The following is a 19019-nucleotide window of genomic DNA, read 5'->3' as shown; positions in this document are numbered from 1 at the left end:
GGTCAGGGGTGGTGGATGGTGTGGAGACGGCGCAGGGTGCGAAGGCCGCGTTCGGTGACTTCGGGGTCGCCGTGGCTGGTGCCGTAGGCGATGCCTGAGACGGCGTCGAAGGCGGCTTCGCAGTCCAGGCGGAGCTCCTCGGCGGGGGTCAGGCGCCTGCCGTAGCCGTCGAGGAACGCGGCACGGAGATCCGGTCGGCCGGTCCAGGTATCGCTCAGCCGCACCATGTCCCTGGTCGCGGTGTTGTACTCGGAACGCTCGAAGTCGAACAGCAGCGGTTCGCCGTCGGTGCCGAGCAGGACATTGCGGTACTGCAGGTCCCCGTGCGTAGGCACGAGCGACGGAAGCGGCAGCCCGGCGTACGTGCCGGCCAGGGCAAGGACCAAGTCTTCGTCCCCGTTCACCAGGTATGGCCGAGCGCCCTCCAGGTGACGCTTGATCTTGTCGGCGGCCGTCACAGAGGCGGCGGGCCGCTCGGGTGCGCTGCGGTGCAGGGCGCTGGTGAGACGACCCAGGCCGTGCTGGATGCGCGCCTCGTCGGCCGGGTCAAGGACCATGCCGTGCAGCGGGCGCCCGGACAGTGCGGTGACGACGACGGCCTGCGCCTCGGCATCGGCCGAGACCAGACGGGGAGCCCGTGGCCCCAGCGCCGGCACCCACGACCGGTACGCGGCCACCTCCCGGCCGTGGAACTTCGGCCCGCGGTGCCGTTTCAGGTACCAGGTGCCGCCGCCGGGCCCGGTGAGCTTCCACACCCGGCTGCCGGTCCGGACCCAGGACACCTCCGATGCGTGCGCGATCCGGCCGATGGCCCGCTCGGCGAACACCCGCAGCCGGTACGGCAGCTCCACCTCGCCGACGGGCGGTCCGGACAGGAGCCGGGTGCGGTCGGCACCGTCAGGGCCGTACTCGATGGCGTCGCCCGGCTGCTGGAAGTGCACGGCGGCCGGCAGGCCCGCGCGGTAGGCGTCCAGACCGGCCCGGCAGTACGCCACCATCGGATCGGGCAGGGCGTCCAGCGGGTACCAGTCCATGCCGTCACACCGGTCCGGCTCCATGATCCGAGGCCGCCCCGACCACCGTCGCACCTCGAAGAAGACACCGAGACGGGAGCGGGAGCCCACGGGCGGGCGGTGGTGGACGGTGACCGCCGCGGTCACGTCCTGCGCCTCGATGAGTACGCCCGTCTCCTCGCGGGCCTCGCGGATCACGGCGTCGACCATGTCCTCGTCGGGGTCGAGGTGTCCGGACGGGAGGTGCCACAGGCCCGACGCGTACACCGGTCCTGCGCGGCGGGACAACAGCACCGCCGGGCCACTTTCACGGTTGCAGCGCAGGATCAGGTGGACGTCGACCGGAACGGTGTGCCGGGCCCCGCCGCTCACCGAGATACCCCCGGGCGGCGGGCGAGCAGCACGGTGAACACGCCGTCCTCGCGCAGGACTCCGTTCTGCTTCGCGTGCCGGAGGAGGAGGTCCTCTGCCTGTTCCTCGAATCCGCTGTGGTCGGTGAAGAGGTCGGGCCGGGCGAAGCTGGTGGACCGCAGGTAGCCCAGGACGCTGCGGGGTGTCCAGGCACGGGTGAAGGGGATGCGGTGCTCGGTGATGTCGCTGAATGGGGAGTCGGCGAGGTCGTCTTCGTAGCGGCGGCCGGGCTCGCGATAGGTGCCGGTGGTGCCTGCACGGCGATCTTCTCCCAGATGGGACTGAATCAGGGCCTTGAGGGCGACGGTCCACTCCGCCTCGTGTGTCCACAGGCTGCCGTCGCCCATGATCGCGACGACGGCGTGCGGGGCGGCCACCCGGTCGGCCATGGCCAGCACCGCGGGGCGGTCCATCCAGTGGAACGCCCGGCAGCAGGTGACCAGATCCGCCTGGTAGCCGGGTTGGGCCGGGGTGAACTTCTCGGCCGGGACGGCGTGCACCGTGGCGGTGCGCTCGCCCAGGTGCGGTCGGAGCTCGTCGAGTGCGGTGCGGAGCATGCCCTCGTCCTGGTCCACGAGGTCCAGGTGGGCCGCGGGAGGCAGGGCAGGGAACATGGACAGGGCGACCTGTCCGGTGCCGGCGCCGAGGTCCAGCAGTCTGGGCGCTTGCGCCCCGGCCAGTTCCTGGGCCAGGAGCTCGACGACCTGGTCGGGTAGTCGGGGGCGGTAGCGGGCGTAGTGGTGTTCCACCGAGTCGAACAGGGACACGGGTCTCCGATCTCGTGGTGCGGGCGCGGGGTCAGGTGCGGGCGCGGGTGTCGGGGACCTGGGGCAGCCAGGGCACGGCGTGCTCGCGGAAGCTCTGGTTGACCGGGACCAGGTCGGGCGGGTTGCCGAGCGCGGAGAGGGTGACCGCGATGCTGGAGGCGTCGTCGTCGAGGGCGCAGACCTGGCTGCCGCAGGACGGGCAGAAGCCGCGCCTGGAGTCCGGCCACGTGTAATGCCACGACGGCTCTCCGCTGCTCCATGCCAGGCCGTCGAGGGGGAAGGACACCCACGACATCATCGGTGCTCCCGACAGCCTCTGGCAGTCGCGGCAACTGCAGGTGTGGGGGTAGTCGGGCTCCCCGGACACCGTGAACTGGATCGTGCCGCACTGGCAGGAGCCGGACCGAGGCGCGGTGGCGGCAGGGGTGGGCGAGTTCATCGGCTCGTCTCCTTCGGTGACAGTCCGGGTTCGGTGGCCTGAGGCGGGACGGCCGTCGCCGGGTTCGACGCGCCGGGCAGCGGCCAGGACAGCTCGGTCGATCCGGTGCCAGCGCTGACCCACTGGGTTCCGCCCGGTTCGAGGTGCAGCCGGTACGAGGACGGGCATCCGGCGGCCTGCCAGCGAGTGGCGGTGTCCTGGATTTCAGACCAGATGTCGCGTGGCCCGCAGACCGTGACAGCCCAGGTGGCGGCGGTGTCCGGGCGGGCGGTGACCCAGGAGCCGCAGTCGGGCGCCCCGATGACCAGGTGGTCGGCGGCCCAGTTCCGTACGAGGCCGGGATGCAGGTGGTCCAAGGCCAGCCACATCCCGCGCGCCTCGTCCGACGGCGGACCCGTGCGCGTGGTCACGGTGCTGCCGCCATCCGTGGCATCGATCCGTTCCCGCAAGCGGGAGTTGAGGAAGATCTGCCTCCAGCCGTGACCGGCCCGGTGCCCGAGCGCCACTGCCTCCAAGCGGGCCTGAGCTCGCCCGGCCGTGGTCTTCGTGACGATGGCCAGGCCCGGCCAGGACGGTGAGGACGTTGACAGGGTCGCCAGTGCGAGCCCGCTGGCGGCCAGCTGTTGCGGCCAGGCCTCCGGCACCCGGGTCACGGCGTAGGACACGAAGATCCGGTCGTAGCCGGCCCCTGGGGACCATCCGTCCTGGCCTTCACCCGTCACGACCGTCGGCCGGTGACCGAGCTCAGCGAGCCGTTCGCGGGCCGCGGCGGTGACGTGCTCGTCCCTGTCCATGGTGACCACCCCGGCTTCCCCCGCGATCCGGCACGCCACTGCCGCGGTCACCCCCGCCCCGGTCCCGATGTCCAGGACCCGCTGGCCCGGGCGCAGGTCGAGGTGCTGGAGGCGGGCGACGGTCATGCCGACCGTGCTGGACATCGCCGTCATCGACCCGCCCGACCGCGGGCCCGGCACCCGGCCCAGGATCGGCTCGCCGTCATGCTGGATCAGCACGCTCTCCCCGCCGTACAGCAGCCCGAGCAGCTCCTCCCGGTCCGCGGGCACGCACCAGTCGAGCAGGTCCCAGCGCGGGGTCTCGTCCGGCTTGCTGCGCCGCACGTAGGCCTGCGGCATCAGAACCTCCCGCCGCACCGCGAGGAAGGCGTCCCGGACCGGGCCCGGACGGAGGTGGCCGGCGGCTTCCAGCCCGGCGACCATCTCCGCCCGCGCCGCCTTCGTTTCCTCGTCGGGGGAGGCGTCGGTCCGGGCGGGCGGCACGAGGGGATCGAGCACGTACGACTCCTGGGGTCGGGGTGAAGGACGGCGGGCGAGGTGCAGGGCGGTCATGTCCAGCCGAGTTCGGTGTAGGGACGGCCGGCGCGAATGCCTTCGATCGCGGCCCGGGTGTAGGCGACGATCGGCTCGGGGAGGGCGTCGGCCGGCCACCAGTCCCAGGAGACGCAACGGTCCGGCTCCAAGACCTCCGGCGTCCCCGTCCAGTGCCGCGCACGGAAGACGAACCCGATCCGGGGCTGCGCGCCGGGCTCATCCACCATGTGCACCACGTGCGCCAACTCGACGTCCTGCGGATCGATGAGCAGGCCGGCCTCCTCCTCCGCCTCCCGCACCAGGCAGGCCACAGCAGACTCCTGCTCGCAGTGACCGGCCAGGAAGTGATGGTTACCGCCGGCGTACGCGGAGTCGGGGTGCCGCAGGCCGAGCAGGACCCGGCCGTCGCGCTCCAGGTAGAGGTGGACGCCGACGATATGCGGGACGCTGGTGCTGCCCGCCTTCGGGCGGTCCGGCCCGAGGGCCTCGCGCTGGGCCGCCTTGGTATGTCCGGAGTGCTCGGCGTGCCGCCGTACGAGGTCCAGGGTGGAGGGGCTCAGCCTCAGGCGCTCCATGGCGTCGGAGTGGAACCAGGCCAGCATCACGCCCTCGGTGAGCGGCAGGCCGGCGGGGTCGCCGCTCCACTGGGCGGTGAACACCTGCACCGGCACGGTCAGGCCGTCGGTGCCGGTGGCGAGCTCGACGGCGAACGGCTCCACGACGCCCGGCTCGAGGCCGGCTTCCTCCCGCAGTTCACGGCGGACGGTGTCTTCGAGCGAGGTGTCGCCCGGCTCGCGGCCTCCGCCGAGCAGCGCCCAGGCCCCGGGCTCCCAGATACCGGGGAGGTCATCGCGCAGGTGCAGCAGGTAGCTGCCGTGCCCGTCGTGGATCAACGCCGAGGCGTTGACCGGCTCGATGCGGCCGTCGAGTCCGGAGGCACAGAGCTTCTCCCGCAGCTGCGGGGCCGTGACCTCGTCGAAGGCGCGCCACTCGGCGGCCGAGACCTCCTCCGGCTGCACGGTGACCTTGACGTCCCTGTCCACCAGCTGGAAGACGAAGCGAAAGTCCCAGTGCTGGTGCGCGCCTTCGCCCTTGACCGGGTTGACGTCGATGTCGAACACGTCGATGTCGAAGGGCAGGGCACCGTAGGCGGCGGTGGCACACAGGGCGCCGGGCGGGATGCCGGCCTCCTCGTGGACCTCGCGCAGCGCCGTCTCCAGCAGCGAGCGATCCCCTGGCTCGACGTGCCCGCCCGGTGCCAGCAGCAGCCCGAAGACGTTGTGGTGGACGAGCAGGACACGTCGGGCGGGGTCGACGACGACCGCGCTGCATGTGATGTGCCCCGGCATGGTCGACCGGCTCGTGGGCTCGGCGTAATCGTCCAGCAGCCGCAACAGAGCTTCCAGTAGCGGCGCTTCAGCCGGGTGCCGTTCTAGATACGCGGTGACGACGTCCTGAATGTGGGCTCGGGTGGGCGGCAAGGCGACCTCGCAGTTCGGTGACGCGGACGAATACGGGATGTATGAACGGGCGGTACCGGGCCTCGGCCTCGGTGAACTCTCCTCACCGGCGCCCGGATGTGAGCCGACGTCCGGATGCCCCCCTTGTGAGAGTGGTTGCCCATAGCCGTCCGCGGTGCTGTGGCGGCAGGGAGCTCGGAATCTGCGGACGGCATGGTGGTGCGAGGTTCGGGCACCGCGAGAGCGGTGGAGTCCTTTGGGTCATCCGGCTCGGGCGGCGGGTTGGGCATGTGCTGCAGCGCACGCAAGGGCGAGAGCGCCAGGATCACGAGCGGTACGACCAGCAGGCAGGCGCCGACGGCCAGAGCAGGCCGTACTCCGGCTCAGGTGCCGAGGCCTCCGGCCATCAGCGCCCCCAGTGGCCGGGCGCCGGAAGTCAGGCAGGTGCTGACGGCCTGTATGCGGGCCTGCATGCGGTGCCCGGTGATGATCTGCCGTATGGATCGCTGGGTGGTGCCGGCGGCTGCGGCGCAGGTCAGCTGCAGGAAGCGGGCGGAGCCGATGGTGATCTCCCAGCCGAGACTGGGGGAGGCCAGCGGCAGCGGGAGCTGGGTGAGCGGGGTGAGGGCGAGCGCCCCGAGCATCATCGGCCCGGGTCCGCATTGTCGTGTGAGGGCCGGGGCGGCGAAGGCGCCTGCTGCCGCCCCCAGGGCGCCGATTAGCGTTTCGTACGGTCACGGCCCGTCCGATGCGCTGCTCCGCCCACCTCTTCAACTCGGCGGGAAGGATATTCGGTTCGCTCACGCCCCGCCTCCCGCAGCCCGGCGCCGGGCGGCCATGGCCACCGTTTGGCGGCTGTGGTGCTTGGCCGTGGTCTGGGTTGCGGCCGTCATGCCGTGTCCCCGGCGGGCAGAGAGTCGTGAGTCCCGTCGGGCTGGGTCGGGATCGTGGCGTCGAATGCGGCAGCCTGCACCAGGTAAGCCTCGCGGAAGTCACCGGTCCCGGTTGTCGGGTCCATCAGTTCCGCGAAGCTGCCTGACTCCGCGACGCGGCCGTTCTTGAGGACGTGGATGAGGTCGGCGTGGCGTACGGAGTGCAGGCGGTGGGTGATGAGCACGATGGTCTGCCCTGTGGTCGCGGCGAGCGTCCTGATCTGGTCGAAGACTCGCTGCTCGGCAACCGCGTCCAGGGCGCTGGTGGGTTCGTCCACGATCAGGATCTCTGCCTTGCGGTACTTGGCGCGGGCGATGCCGATGCGCTGCCACTGGCCGCCGGAGATCTGGTGGCCGCCGCGGTAGCCGCGGGCCAGGAGGGTGCCGAGCCCGCGGGGCAGGTCGTCGAGGACCTGGTCGGCTCCGGAGAAGCCGGCGGCCTCCTCGACCGCCCGGTCGTCGATGGCCTGGCCGGGCTGACCGATGCCGACGTTCACGCGGAACGTGAAGGGCCAGTGGTAGAAGTCCTGCGACATCAGGGCGACCCGCCCGAAGACCTGGTCGCGGTCGGCGGTACGCGCGTCGACGCCGTTCCACCGGATGGTGCCGCTGCCCTCGTCCGGCAGGTACAGGCCTGCCAGCAGCTTGACCAGGGTGGACTTCCCGGAACCGTTCTCACCCACCAGAGCGATGATCTTCCCCGCGGGGAAGGAGAGGCTGACGTCGCGCAGGGTGGGTTCAGGCTCGCTCCCGCCGCTGCCGGGGTAGGTGAAGGTGACCTTCTCGAAGCGGACCTCCCGCAGCCGCTCGGGCAGCGGGTCCCCGCCCACGGGGATGGCCCGGGCCCGCGCTTCCCGGCACAGGTGCTCGAAGTCGGCGACGAACAGGCTCTCTTGGTGCAGTTCCGTGACCTGGAGCACCAGCGTGTCCAGGCTGGCGGCGCCGGTGCGGATGGCAAGGACGGCTGTGCCGGCGACCCCAAGTTCCATAGCCCCGCTCCACAGCAGAGCGCCCAGCGCGCCGTAGGTGAGTAGCGCGGCAATCCCGCCGGCGCCGTCGGCGGCGAGTCCGATCCGTGCGGCCCGGCGAGCCAGCCGGGTCTGCTCGCGTTCGCTGGTCTCTGCCATAGTCCGGAAGTGCCCCAGCAGGAAGGGCCCGACCCCGTGGACGCGGACCTCCGCGGCCGCTTCCTTCTGGGTCAGCAGCTGGCCGAGGAGGTGCCCGGCGCGGGCGTGTTGGACGAAGGCGTGGAAGGAGATGTACCGCTGGCGGGAGATCATCAGCGAGCTCCACGCGCTCGGCAGCGTCATCAGGACCAGGAGCGGCAGCAGCACCGGGTGCAGGACGGTAAGCACACCGGCCGCGGCGACCAGGGATACTGCGGCGTTGAGGGTGTTGGTGCAGTAACGGATCATCCGCCGGGCCGAGTCCGCGCCGTACCGGGCGGCGTCCAGGAGCCGGTGGAACTCGTCGTCCTCGATCGCCGATAGCTCCGTACGGTGCACCAGGCCGAGGTACTGCTCGGTCGCCACCCGCTGCACCTTCGGCTCTAGCGCCCCCGTCGCCGCCGTCGAGGCCGAGCGCAACAGCGAGCCGAGGAACGCCGTGACCGCCACTAAGGTCAGCGCAGGCACTGCCTGGGTGAGACGTTGGTTGGTGCTGCCGGCCGCTAGGACGTGCCCGAGTACGCTGTTGACGGCGACCAGGCCGACCGCCTGCGTGATGCCGCGCCCTGCCTCGGAGGCCAGGACCACGCGCAGGGCCCGGGCATCGGCCAGATGCGCCAGCCGCAGGCCGGTTCCCGCCAGCCGGGGGAGCTGGCGCGCCATCGTCCACAGCCCGAGCTTGAGCCAGGCTCCCTCGTGCTGGTCCCAGCCGACGTCGTAGGCGAGTTCACCACCGAAGAGGAGCCGCTCGGAGTCCGACACCCCCGCGGCGCCGGATCCGCTTGTCGATTCCTTGCTCACGCGGCCCTCCCGGTATCCGGTCGTGTGTCGCGGCCGAGGGAAGAGGTGGCGTCAACGCGAGGCCTGCGGGGCAGGCGCGAGCACGCGGCAGGCCGGGGATGTTCGATTGTCGCGGCGATGTCGAGTCGGTTCGGCACGGTATTCACAGGTTCCTCCGGATGGGCGCACGGCTGGTACTGGTGCTCTAAGAACGGCTCCCGATCGGGTGCGTCACGGCCGAATCGGGGGCGGATGGTGAACGGATGTTCTGATCCGGCCCGGCAGGCTTGGCAGGCCTGTGGTGGCGGTGTTGAAACTCGCTCGAACAGGTTCGTGTCACTCCGACGGGGGATTGCGAGGCCTTGGCGCGGTCGCCGGCCTGGCCCTCTGCAGGCATGACGGGATGGGCAGCGGCGGTGTGTGCAGCTGCCCTGTGGGGTGGGATGAAGGCTCAGGCGGTGGCTTCCTCTGTCCATGCCGTCGTGACGGTAAGTGGGTACTGCTCGGGCCGCGGGTCCAGGCGGATGGTGGCGCCGACCGGGAGGGTGTACTTGAGGGGGGTGTGGCCGTAGGGCAGGCCATGGGCGAGCGGCCAGTCGTAGCCGTCGGCGAGGTCCTGGACCATCTCGGTGAAGGTGACGCCGGCGCTGGGCTCGCAGGCGACCGGCTCGCCTGTCACCAGGCCGGCGATCTCGTCGAAGACACCGCAGTCCCTGAAGTGGGTGAGTGCCTGGTCGAGGGCTTCGGTGGTCTTGAAGGCGTCCTCGACGGCGAGGATCGCGCCGTCCCACCTTGGCTCCCAGGGCGTGCCGAGCAGGCAGCGCAGGGAGGACAGGCACCCGGCGATCAGAGTGCCCTCGGCGGTGCCGGTGCGGCTCCAGGTCAGGGGCGCGTCGATACGTGCGGCGGACGGACGGCCCGAGAGCATCGCGGTGAAGTGCTCGACGGTCGCGGCCGGGGCGTCCTCGGCGGCAAAGTCCCACATCACCGAGGGGCCGTGGAAGGTGACCAGCCCGGTGCGGGTGGTGATCGCGTTCAGCAGCAGGCTCGGGTCGCTGACCCCGATGATCGCCTTCGGATGGCGGTAGATCAGCTTGAGGTCCAGGCCGGACAGCAGCCGGTTGGAGCTCTTGCCGCCGCCGGCGAACACCATGGCGCTGATGCTGTCGTCGGTGATCAGGGAGTGGAAGTCCTCCGCCAGGCTCGTGGTGTCGCCGGCGCGGTACCCGGCCCGGTTGGTCGCGTGCGGGGCGACGACGGGCTCGAACCCGAGGCTGGTGAGAGCCTCGATGCCGCGGTCGAAGATGGCGGGGTTCGCGGCGGGCTCGGCCGCGGAGACGGTGACGATGCCGATCCGGTCGCCCTTGACCACGGGGCCGGGCAGCAGCGGTGCGGTGCGCAAGACGGGCAGCTCCTTTAGTGAGGTGCGGCGCCGGGGAAGGAAGGGGGGCACTTCCCCGGCGCACGGCCTGACGGTAGAGGGGGTTTCTGGGCGGTCGCCTGGCTCGTTCACAGGGTCGGCGAGGTGTAGTAGTCGAACCACCAGGCAAGGCTGAGCCTGGAGATTGCGGCCCCGGCGGCGAGTTCCGCTAGGTCTTGTTGAGGGATGTCGTCCAGGCCATGAAGGCCGAAATGCCTATACCGGCTCAGCGCCGAACCGGACACGGAGCCGGTCAACCGGCGGCGGGCAGTTTCAGCAGGCGCCGGAGCTCGCCGACGGTGTGTTCGGGGTTGGTGGCGTGGATGGTGGTCATGCCCAGGTCCTGGGCAGGGGCCAGGTTGGCGGCGCTGTCATCGACGAAGATGCATCGGGCGGCCGGCAGTCCGAGCTGGTCGAGGGTGAGTTGGTAGATCTCGGGTTCCGGCTTGCGCATGCGGTGATGCTCCGAGAGGACGACGACATCATGGTTCGCGTCGAGGTCCCAGGGGGCGTACGGGTTGAACGGGGCCAGGCCCATGCTGTTCGACAGAATGGCCGTCTTCAGTCCGGCTTCGCGTATCTGCCGGGCGGCGTCGACGACGCGCTTCTCAGGGGACAGCGTTGCCAGGGCTCGGCCCATGAGGTTGGCCCCGTCGATGCCGAGCAGCGCGGCGATTCCCTCATTCCATTCGCTCTGGGTGATGTCTCCGCGTTCGAGCTGGGCGTAGAGGGCGCGGCCGGCCGGGTTGAAGGCGACGGTGTCTCGGTAGGCGTACTTGGGCAGTCCGATCTCAGCGGCGAAGGCGATGGCGGTGTCGTCCATCGGGCAGGTCAGGACGCCGCCGAAGTCGAAGATGACGGCCTGGAAGGCAGATTGGGGGTTCATTGTGACGGCTCCTGTGCCTTGCGGAGGGGCTGCTGCGGCTGCCGGGGAAGGGTCCGCGGCGTGGCGGCCTCGAGGATGGCGTGGGCGAGGTGAGCGGTGCGTGCGGCCCGATCGGCGGGGCACAGCGGGGGTTTGGCGTTGCGGAGGGCGTGGGCGAGGTTGATCACCCCGGCGCCGCGCGAAGGCGGTGTGTCCGCTGCGGCTTGGGGAAGGGTGCGCCAGGCGCGTTCCCCGTACGGGGTGAACTGGACTTCACCGTCGTGGAAGTTGGGATCGGGCAGCAGCAGAGTGCCTGCTGTGCCCTGGATCTCGATGTGCGGGGCCCGGGTGGCGGCCGCGTCTAAGCTTGCGGTGAGCGTGATGGGGATGCCGCTGGTTTCGGCTTCCAGCAGGGCCACGAGGTGAGTGGGAGCCTGGGCCGTGAAGTGCTTGCCTGTGGCCGGCCCGGAGCGGATGGTGCGAACAGGCCGGGTCCGGGCGATGGCGGAGTGGACGCGCAGGCGCCCGAAGAGCAGGTCGAGGGCGGCGAGGTAGTAGGGGCCCATGTCGCCGAGCGGGCCGGCGCCGTGGGCGTAGAAGGGCTCGGGCGCGGGGTGCCAGCGCTCCGGGCCGGTACTGAGCAGGGTCGCGGTGGCGGACAGCGGGGATCCGACGATGCCCTCGGCCAGGGCGTGCGCGGCGGTTCGCAGAGCCGGGCCCAGCACCGTGTCGGGGGCGACGGCGAGCAGGGTGCCGGCGGTGGCTGCCTCGTGGACGACGCGGTCGGCATCGGCCGGATCCAGGGCGAGGGGTTTCTCGCACCAGATGGCCGGGATGCGCGCGGCGATGGCGTCGGAGACGACCGTGGCGTGCGTGTGGGGTGGGGTGAGGATGACCGCCAGGTCGGTGAAGGCCGGGTCGAGCAGCTGAGCGGCGGGGAGCGCGGTCAGATGGTGGCGGTCGGCGAAGGCGGCGGCGCGCTCGGAGTCGAGGTCGGCGCAGGCGACGACCTCGATGCCGGGGGCTGAGGCAAGGGTGGTGGCGTACTCCTCGGCAACCATGCCGCAGCCGAGGAGCACGGCGCGCACAGGTATCGCGGTCATGCCCGTGCCCCCAGAGCCTGCTGGACGTGGCCGACGAGGTTGTGCGCCCACGGTTTGCGGGCATCGGCGGGCAGGTGCGGGACCTGGACGTCGAGGTAGGTGCGGTGATCGCTCACGGTGTGGTCGGGCTGAACCGGCCAGGCCTGGGCGGTGTGGAGGTCGCCGGGGCCCGGCCACCAGGCCCGGTAGCCGCCGTGGAAGAGCTGGTCGGAGAGGCGGGAGGCGGTGGTCTCATCGGGCAGGCGCAGCCCGATGATCGATCCGTTGCCGACGGGGCCGGTGGAATCGGGCACCAGGCGGATACCGGGCAGCGTCGCCAGCTCGGCGTGGCACTGCTGCTGCAGGTCGCGTAGGTCGGCGCTCAGGGTGGGCAGGTGGTCGAGCTGCGGGAGGGCGAGGCCGGCGGCCAGTTCGGTCATGCGGGCCTTGGACCGCCAGACCGTGCGCGGGGTCCGTTGGCGGGTGTCTCCCGCTATGGCCCGCATCAGGGCCATCGTCTCGTCGTCGTCGCCGACGACGAGGCCGCCTTCGCCGCTGGCGATGAGCTTCATCGAGTGGGTGGAGAACGTCGCGAGCGTCCCCCACGCTCCGGCGGGACGGCCCTCGACGTCGACGCCCCAGGCCTGCGCGCAGTCCTCGATCAGGGGGATGCCGCGCTCGCGGAGTCGTGCGGCGATCTCCGGGGTGCCGGGGGCGGGCCGGCCGCGCAGGTGAACGAGGACGACGGCGGCGGTGGCCGGGCCGAGAAGCGGTTCGATCACCTGCCAGCTGGGAGTGAGGGTGTCGGTGGCGGGAGCGACGCGGACCGTGGCACCGAGCATGTCGGCCGCCGCGCCGACGGAGACCCAGCCGAGCTCAGGAATGATCACTTCCTGTCCGGGGCGGATTTCGAGACCGCGCATGGCCATGCGAAGCGCGGAGGACCCGGAGTCGACGGCGAGGGCGTGGCGCCGGCGGGTGAGGCCGGCGACCCGCTCTTCGAGCCGGGGGATGAGGGCGCCGCCGAACGTGGCGATCTCGCCGGTCAGTATTCCGTCGCCGACGAGATGGTTCTGGGCGTCGGCGGTCAGCAGGCTGTACTGGTACACGGGTTGGGCGGTTGCGGGCACGAGGAGCATCCCTTCCTGAGGATGGGTGATGTCGCGCGGAACGAGCCGAGTGGGTGGCGGGGTCAGAGGCGGGCGGCGGCCGGGAGCCGGCCGAGTATCGGCAGCGGCTGGAAGGCTTCTGCCCGGGCGGTGCCGATGCGGCCGCCCCACAGCGCGCCGAGGTTCTCCGCCATGGGGCCGAAGTGGTCGGTGATGGGCTGGGAGGCGTGCTGGGCCAGGGCCCGCATCTTCTGGTCGAACGTGTCGCTGGTGTCGACGATCGCCGATGCCGTGACGGGACCGTTGAGGGTGAGCGAGTTGTAGGTGTCGCAGGTGTAGAGGCGCCGGGGGTGTCCGGTGGCGATGACCGCCTCGGGCAGCCCTTCGAGGACGGCGGCGGCTGCGGCCCGATGGTCGGGGTGGACGTCGTCGACGGGGTGGGTGATGAGGATCTCGGGGCGGTGGCGTGTGATGAGCTCGCCCACCGCGGCAGCGTCCAGGGACGGCAGGAGGATGACCTGCGTGCCGAGCACTTTCGCTGCCGCGTGCGCCTCGGCGTCACGGATCGGATCGTGGGCCTTGACGGCGACGACCACCTTGGAGGTGCGTGCGTGCAGGGCGAGAGTGCCGCCGGCCCACAGTTCCGCGTCGTCGGGGTGGGCCATCACGGCTAAGACGGACCCGGCCCCCATCACCACAGCCCCAGCTTCTCGACGACATCCGCGGGCTTGGGCAGGGTGGGGCTGGGCAGACCGGTGGGCTGCCATCCGGTGGCGACGTCGTGCCGCATCCGGCTCAGCTGCCGCCACCGCAGAACGTCCGCCCACTGACGGACGATGGCCTCGCCCTTCGCGCCGGAGAGCCGACCGGAGTCCCGCAGGGAGTCGAGAGTGATCCCGCCGGCCAGCAGGGCGGCAGCCGTCTTCGCACCCACACCCTTTACACCGGGGATGTTGTCCGAGACGTCACCGGTCAGGGCACGGTAGTCGGGCCACTGCGCCGGAGTAACCCCGTAGCGGTCGACGACCTCGACGTCCGTGATGATCCGCTTTGACGCCTTGCGGGAGCGGTTGATGATCCGTACCCGCTCCCCGTCCAGGAGCTGGTAGTAGTCCTGGTCGGCGGACATGATCCGCACCGGACGGTCAATGTGTGCGCGGGTGAGGGTGGCGATGACGTCGTCAGCCTCGGCGTCGTCGATCTCGACCCACGCGATGCCGTAGCCGTCCAGGGCCTCCCTCATGGGGGCGAGGAACTGCAACGGTTCCAGCGCCGCAGGCGTCTCCTCACGGTTGGCCTTGTATCCGGCGTCGGCGTCCTTGCGGCCGGCGCTTCCCCGCTCGCCGTCCAGGACCACACAGACTTCCACCGGCCCGACGTCGAGGTCGTCGCGGATGCTGGCGCGCAGCAGCGCGAAGAAGGCGAACAGGCCGGTGAGGTTCCGGGACTTGTCGAGGGAGAAGACCGGCGAGGGAAACCCGAAGTGGCCGCGCCACAGAAGGTTGAAGCCGTCGACGAGCAGGAGAGGAGCCGGGGGCACAAGACGGGCAGCAGTACCCATCACGACACCGCCTTCACAAGGAGTTGGGCGACTCGGACAGGCCTGTAGTCCTGCGACAGGTGGTACATGGCCTCTGACGTTCGCCCGTACGTTACCGGATCGGCGAGGACGCCTTGGACCAGACGCAGCAGCGCCTCGGGGCCGTGTCGCGGGTCGGCTAGCAGCGGCGGGAGCGTCGGGTCGGGGCCGTGGTCCAGGAGGGCGGGCAGGTTGCCGACCTGGTGGGCGACGACGGGGGTTCCGACGCTCATGGCTTCCAGTGCGACCAGGCCGAACGTCTCTTTCAGGGAGGGCACGATCACCACGGACGCGCCAGCCAGCCAACCGGGTACCTCCTGCCAGGGCAGGCCCGTGGTCGTCAGGTTGACGCGCGGCGCCGCGTCGGCGGCGCGGCGGCACCGTTCGAGGAGCGACCGCTGGGCGCCGGGAGTCTCCTCGAATCCGGCGGACGCGAGCACCACCTCCAGGCCCTGGACGGGAGCATGGTCGGCGGCGGCCTCCAGGAGGGGCAGCACTCCCTTTTCCGGGCCGAGCCGGGCCAGCACCCGCACCGGGTTTCCCGCACACGCACGCCGGACTGCTGCCGGTTGCGGATCGGGGTTCTGGAGCAGGGCGTTGGGGACGACCTTCCAGGATGCGGAGGGCCAGCCCGCGGCCGCGGCCTCGTCGCGGACGTAGGCGGAGGGAACGATGACAGCATCGGCCCGCTGGAGGGCCGGCCGCATGTCGACGCGGTGGGGCAGGACGTGGGCCGCCAGGACGCACCGGTAGCGGACCGGCAGGGCGGGGGCGATGCGGCCGAGTCCCCACAGGGCGTCGGTGAACACGATCGTGTCGGCCTGGTGGCGTTCGGCGATGTCGCACAGCCGGCGGATGGTCTTGTCCTGGCGTGCGGTGACGGCCGCGCGCAGGGTGTCGTCGTCACAGGGGAAGACCACGCCGAGGTCAAGGTCTTCGACGGCGACGCCCGCAAGGGCGGGGGCGGCCGGCTGGGGGGCGGCGGTGGCGATGACGGCGCGGTGCCCGGCCTCGGCCAGACCGGCCGCCAAGGCGGCTGTGGCCCGTTCGATGCCGGCCGGGGCATCGGGCCGCCAGGATGCCAGGACCAGGACGAAGCCCCGCGGGGCGCGAGTGCTCATGTGCTGGTGACCTCCGGAGCGGGAAGGGGGACAAGGCTGATGCCGGCGGGCGGCTGCTCCCAGGGGAAGACGACCCAGTCGTCGACGGCGTGAGCCGACCAGTTGGGCCGCTGGCCGGAGCCGGTGTTGGTGCACACCGCGAGGGTCTCCATCGCGCATCCGGGCTCGAGGCGGGGCGTAAGGGCCCGGGCGACAGCGGTGAAGGTGGCACCGGTGCCGCAGATGTCGTCCACGAGCAGGATCCGCCCCCCGAGCCTGTCGGCGAGGGGAGCGTCCAGGTGGACCGAGACCTGACCGGTGGCCTGGGTGCGCAGCGCATCGCTCGGGTTGTGGCGGGCCGTGACGCGATACACCGGCGCACCCAGACGGGCGGCCAGACCGGCGGCGGGCCACACCCCTCCTCCGGCGATACCGACGACGAGGTCGACGGAACCCTGGCTGGTCACGGCGGCTGCCAGGGCGTCGAGGCTGGCTTCCAGGGCGGGCTCGGACATCAGGAAGGGGCCGGAGCCGCTGAAGACTCTGCCGGTCACGGGGTGCTCCCTTCGAGGGCGGGAAGGTGAAGGTCGCCCGGCACCCGCAGGTCGCTCAGCGCGGCGATCCGCTGGGCGCCGTCGGTGTTGCGCCACACCTTGCCGTCGGCGCGGACGACGGTGAAGTGGTCGGCGATCTCGCGGGTCCGCAGCCGCACGGTGACCTCGCCGCGGGGGCGCAGCGCATCGAGCAAGGCGGTGGCCTCGGCGTCGCTGAGCATCTCCTCACGCAGGGCCGCGCCTTCGCCGATCGGGAGCATCTGCAGGTAGGTCACCCCCGTCGCGCCCAGTGTTCCGGCGAGGTCGGCGACGGCCTGCATGCCGGCCGCGTTGGACCGCATGAGCGTGTAGTGGATCTGGACCGGCAGGCCGCAGTGGACGGCCGCGCGAATCCCCTTGCAGGCCCGCTCGAAACTGCCGTCGCCGCGGATGCGGTCGTGGGAGCCGGCCGACGGCCCGTCCAGGCTCACCCGGATGGCGTCGAACGCGCCGACGAGCTCGCTGGCACGGCGGGCCAGGTGCCAGCCGTTGGTGGTGCAGCTGGATGTCCCACCGCCCCCACGCAACGCACGGCCCAGGTCCGCGAGGTCGGGAAGCAGCAGCGGCTCGCCCCCCGAGATGTCCAGTCCGAGCGCACCGCAGCCGGCGAGAATCCCGGCGATCCGGGCCCGGTGGCCGCGGCGCAGCTCGGCCACGCTCTTGTCGTCCAGGCACTGCGGGCACACGAGGTTGCAGCGCACGATCGGCGACCAGCACACGTTCAGCGGCACCCGCGTGGCGAGTTCACGCTGGTATACGGCGGGCCATGACCGTACCTGGGCGTCGTCGAGGAAACAGCGTCCCGGCGGCAGGCTCTGCGGGGCCCTGCGGGTCAGTTCGGCCGCCGGGTCGTACACCAGGTGTATGCCGGCCTCCGTGCGGGAGGCGAAAGCCCTGACCGTCATCGCGTGGTCACCTGCGCGTCCTTCAGGAGCACGTCCGTGCGCTGGCCGAAGGAGGCCTGTCGCCCGGACGGTACGGGGGCCTGCAGCAGCTGCCGGTAGTAGGCCAGGGTCTTGGACCAGCCGGCGAGCTTGGTCTGCCACTGCTCTTCGGCGTCCGGCGGATCGAGGTGGTAGCCGACTGTCTGCCGCAACGGGGCGACCAGGCATCCGGCGGCGATCAGCGCGGCCCCCAGATGGGTGTCCTCCATGCCCCAGCCGATCCGGCCGAACGTCTCGTCGAACCCGCCGACCTCTAGCACCGCCTCGCGCGGCACGCACAGCGCGGCGGTGACCACGGTGCGGGCCAGGTCCCAGTCCAGGTAGAACGCGCCGTAGCCGAGCTGCTGGAAGTCCTCGGTGTCGTCGAGGGGGCTGCCGGTCACGGGCCCGTCGAGAACGCGGCCGGAGTAGAGCTGGCGGCCGCCGCTGCTTCGCCAGGTGACCCGGTGGTCCGTGGCCAGGTTCGCGGGATGCGCCGGAACGTGCGGGCCGCCTTCGGCCCGCAGGCTGTAGGGGACGTTGTGCCGGAAGCCGGTCAGGACGAGCTGGTCCTGGGCGCGGGCCGCGAAGTCCGCGAGGGCGTGGGGCGGCATCACCATGTCGGCGTCGAGGTAGACGATGGTCTTGGAAGACGCCAGGCGGGTGCCGGCGTTGCGGGCCGCGGCCGCGCCGGACGGGGCGGGCAGGCGGATGAGGGTGTCCACGGCCGGGTGGACCGCGGCGATGTGGGCCGTGTCGTCGCTCGACCCGTCGTCGACGACGATCACCTCCACCGCGCCGTTGGTGTCCTGGGCGGCAAGGGCGTCCAGACAGGGCCCTATCGCGTGGCCGGTGTTGCGCGCCGGGATGACCACCGTGACCGGCCGGCCCTGCGCGAGGTGGGCTGCGGTGGGGGCGTGCCAGGCCACTCGCGTACGGGTCTCGAACGCGGTGCGTACCGCCTGGTGGTCGTTGGGGCGAAGCGCGAGGGCCTCGGCCAGGGTGTGGGTCACGGCCAGTTCCATTCGTCGAGTACGGCGGCGGTGTCGTCCCAGCCGCGGGGGTCGGTGATCCAGCGGATGCGCGGGCGGTCCGGATCGGCCAGGACATCCGCCATCAGCGACAGGTAGGCGGGCTCGGCCGTCACCAGCAGCAGCGCCTGCCCCGATCGCCCGTCCAGGCGACGCCGCAGCACGGTGCGCACCTGCGGCCGCAGGGCGCGCGCCCGTTCCTCTGTCAGGACGTGGTCGTAGGGCAGCAGCGGCTGGCTCGCTCCGATCAGCCCGTGTCGGGCGGACAGGAACATCACCCGCCCCAGCAGTTCGTCATGGCCGGCCAGGCGGGCACAAAGGGCTGGGGCGATCCCGCCCTGATACAGCTCGAGGGCGGGCAGCGGCAGCGAGGTGGATGCCTTGCTGCGGGAGCAGCCGGCGATCACGAAGGTGTCGGCCAGCGGGCCGGAGCCGCTCATGCCTCTCTCACCACCCGGAACCCGATCCCCGCAGAGGCGAGCTCGCCGGGGGCGGCGTTGAGGAAGGTGCAGCGGGCGTAGAGGGCGGGCGAAGCGTAGGAGGCTCCCCGCACCACGTACCCGTCACCGAGGACGGAGCTGGAGGTCCACTCCCAGGTGTTGCCGGCCATGTCGAGGAGGCCGTCGGGGGTCGCCCCGGCAAGGTAGGCGCCGACCGGGGTGGGCGCGCCGGGCCCGCCGAGGAGGTTGGCACGGCTGGTGTCCGGCTCGGTGTCGCCCCAGGGGTAGCGGCGGGTCTCGGGGCCGGCGGCGGCCCATTCCCATTCCACCGAGCGCGGCAGCCGGCCGCCCAGGGCCCGGGCGATGGCGGCAGCCTCGTCGTAGGTCAGGCCGGTGGCCGGCAGCTGGCAGGAGCCGGCGCCGAGCTGGGCGCGCGTCAGCGGCGTCCGGGTCCACTGCAGGGCCCGCACCTTGATGGGGCGCCCCTTGTCGCCGAAGCGGCAGATCCCGGCGGGGACAGTGATCCACTGGACGGTCTCGGCCGCCCAGTGTCCGGCGAGGGCGTGAGGTGTGGTCATGGG

19 protein-coding genes are annotated in these 19019 nt (G+C 71.7%); all 19 read right to left on the bottom strand.

Annotated elements, in window-relative coordinates; translation table 11 throughout:
- Positions 1 to 2 precede the first annotated feature (2 nt).
- The gene (locus tag AB0469_RS05570) at positions 3 to 1385 is read right to left on the bottom strand and encodes an NUDIX domain-containing protein (protein ID WP_366450034.1); all 1383 of its coding nucleotides are present in this window, start codon (positions 1383 to 1385) and stop codon (positions 3 to 5) included.
- Complete coding sequence (locus tag AB0469_RS05565; RefSeq protein ID WP_366450033.1) at positions 1382 to 2191, bottom strand: methyltransferase; 810 nt, start codon at positions 2189 to 2191, stop codon at positions 1382 to 1384. The genes AB0469_RS05570 and AB0469_RS05565 overlap by 4 nt, the downstream gene beginning before the upstream one ends.
- A gap of 31 nt (positions 2192 to 2222) precedes the next feature.
- Positions 2223 to 2630: a GFA family protein gene (locus AB0469_RS05560; RefSeq protein ID WP_366450032.1), complete on the bottom strand. Its 408-nt coding sequence runs from the start codon at positions 2628 to 2630 to the stop codon at positions 2223 to 2225.
- Positions 2627 to 3922: a methyltransferase domain-containing protein gene (locus AB0469_RS05555; RefSeq protein ID WP_366450031.1), complete on the bottom strand. Its 1296-nt coding sequence runs from the start codon at positions 3920 to 3922 to the stop codon at positions 2627 to 2629. The genes AB0469_RS05560 and AB0469_RS05555 overlap by 4 nt, the downstream gene beginning before the upstream one ends.
- Before the next feature lie 50 nt (positions 3923 to 3972).
- Positions 3973 to 5307, bottom strand: coding sequence for an NUDIX domain-containing protein (locus tag AB0469_RS05550; protein ID WP_366450030.1), 1335 nt, complete (start codon positions 5305 to 5307; stop codon positions 3973 to 3975).
- Positions 5308 to 5801: 494 nt separating this feature from the next.
- Positions 5802 to 6065, bottom strand: coding sequence for a hypothetical protein (locus AB0469_RS05545; RefSeq protein WP_366450029.1), 264 nt, complete (start codon positions 6063 to 6065; stop codon positions 5802 to 5804).
- A gap of 242 nt (positions 6066 to 6307) precedes the next feature.
- On the bottom strand, positions 6308 to 8179 hold the full coding sequence (locus tag AB0469_RS05540) for an ABC transporter ATP-binding protein (protein WP_366450234.1): 1872 nt from the start codon (positions 8177 to 8179) through the stop codon (positions 6308 to 6310).
- A gap of 568 nt (positions 8180 to 8747) precedes the next feature.
- A complete protein-coding gene (locus tag AB0469_RS05535) occupies positions 8748 to 9698 on the bottom strand; it encodes an LD-carboxypeptidase (protein WP_366450028.1) in 951 nt (316 codons plus the stop codon).
- A gap of 271 nt (positions 9699 to 9969) precedes the next feature.
- On the bottom strand, positions 9970 to 10602 hold the full coding sequence (locus tag AB0469_RS05530) for an HAD family phosphatase (protein WP_366450027.1): 633 nt from the start codon (positions 10600 to 10602) through the stop codon (positions 9970 to 9972).
- Complete coding sequence (locus tag AB0469_RS05525) at positions 10599 to 11684, bottom strand: Gfo/Idh/MocA family oxidoreductase (RefSeq protein ID WP_366450026.1); 1086 nt, start codon at positions 11682 to 11684, stop codon at positions 10599 to 10601. Before AB0469_RS05525 ends, AB0469_RS05530 begins: the two co-directional genes overlap by 4 nt.
- Positions 11681 to 12793, bottom strand: coding sequence for a DegT/DnrJ/EryC1/StrS family aminotransferase (locus AB0469_RS05520; protein ID WP_366450025.1), 1113 nt, complete (start codon positions 12791 to 12793; stop codon positions 11681 to 11683). Before AB0469_RS05520 ends, AB0469_RS05525 begins: the two co-directional genes overlap by 4 nt.
- A gap of 62 nt (positions 12794 to 12855) precedes the next feature.
- A complete protein-coding gene (locus tag AB0469_RS05515) occupies positions 12856 to 13437 on the bottom strand; it encodes a PIG-L family deacetylase (protein WP_366450024.1) in 582 nt (193 codons plus the stop codon).
- A 26-nt stretch (positions 13438 to 13463) separates the two neighbouring features.
- Positions 13464 to 14333, bottom strand: a complete 870-nt coding sequence (locus AB0469_RS05510) for a 5'-3' exonuclease H3TH domain-containing protein (RefSeq protein WP_366450023.1) — start codon at positions 14331 to 14333, stop codon at positions 13464 to 13466.
- Complete coding sequence (locus AB0469_RS05505) at positions 14333 to 15472, bottom strand: glycosyltransferase family 4 protein (RefSeq protein WP_366450022.1); 1140 nt, start codon at positions 15470 to 15472, stop codon at positions 14333 to 14335. Before AB0469_RS05505 ends, AB0469_RS05510 begins: the two co-directional genes overlap by 1 nt.
- Entirely contained in the window at positions 15469 to 16005 is a 537-nt protein-coding gene (locus AB0469_RS05500) for a phosphoribosyltransferase family protein (RefSeq protein WP_366450021.1), read from the bottom strand. Before AB0469_RS05500 ends, AB0469_RS05505 begins: the two co-directional genes overlap by 4 nt.
- Positions 16002 to 16949, bottom strand: a complete 948-nt coding sequence (locus AB0469_RS05495; RefSeq protein ID WP_366450020.1) for a radical SAM protein — start codon at positions 16947 to 16949, stop codon at positions 16002 to 16004. Before AB0469_RS05495 ends, AB0469_RS05500 begins: the two co-directional genes overlap by 4 nt.
- Positions 16946 to 17980, bottom strand: coding sequence for a glycosyltransferase (locus AB0469_RS05490; protein WP_366450019.1), 1035 nt, complete (start codon positions 17978 to 17980; stop codon positions 16946 to 16948). The genes AB0469_RS05495 and AB0469_RS05490 overlap by 4 nt, the downstream gene beginning before the upstream one ends.
- Positions 17977 to 18438 (bottom strand): hypothetical protein, encoded by a 462-nt coding sequence (locus AB0469_RS05485; protein WP_366450018.1) that lies wholly within the window; start codon positions 18436 to 18438, stop codon positions 17977 to 17979. Before AB0469_RS05485 ends, AB0469_RS05490 begins: the two co-directional genes overlap by 4 nt.
- Positions 18435 to 19016: an SUMF1/EgtB/PvdO family nonheme iron enzyme gene (locus tag AB0469_RS05480; protein WP_366450017.1), complete on the bottom strand. Its 582-nt coding sequence runs from the start codon at positions 19014 to 19016 to the stop codon at positions 18435 to 18437. Before AB0469_RS05480 ends, AB0469_RS05485 begins: the two co-directional genes overlap by 4 nt.
- Between the last annotated feature and the right edge of the window lie 3 nt (positions 19017 to 19019).

The organism is Streptomyces sp. NPDC093801, assembly GCF_040701585.1.
In the GTDB taxonomy this organism is placed as follows: domain Bacteria; phylum Actinomycetota; class Actinomycetes; order Streptomycetales; family Streptomycetaceae; genus Streptomyces.
This window is presented reverse-complemented; position numbering and strand designations above follow the sequence as displayed.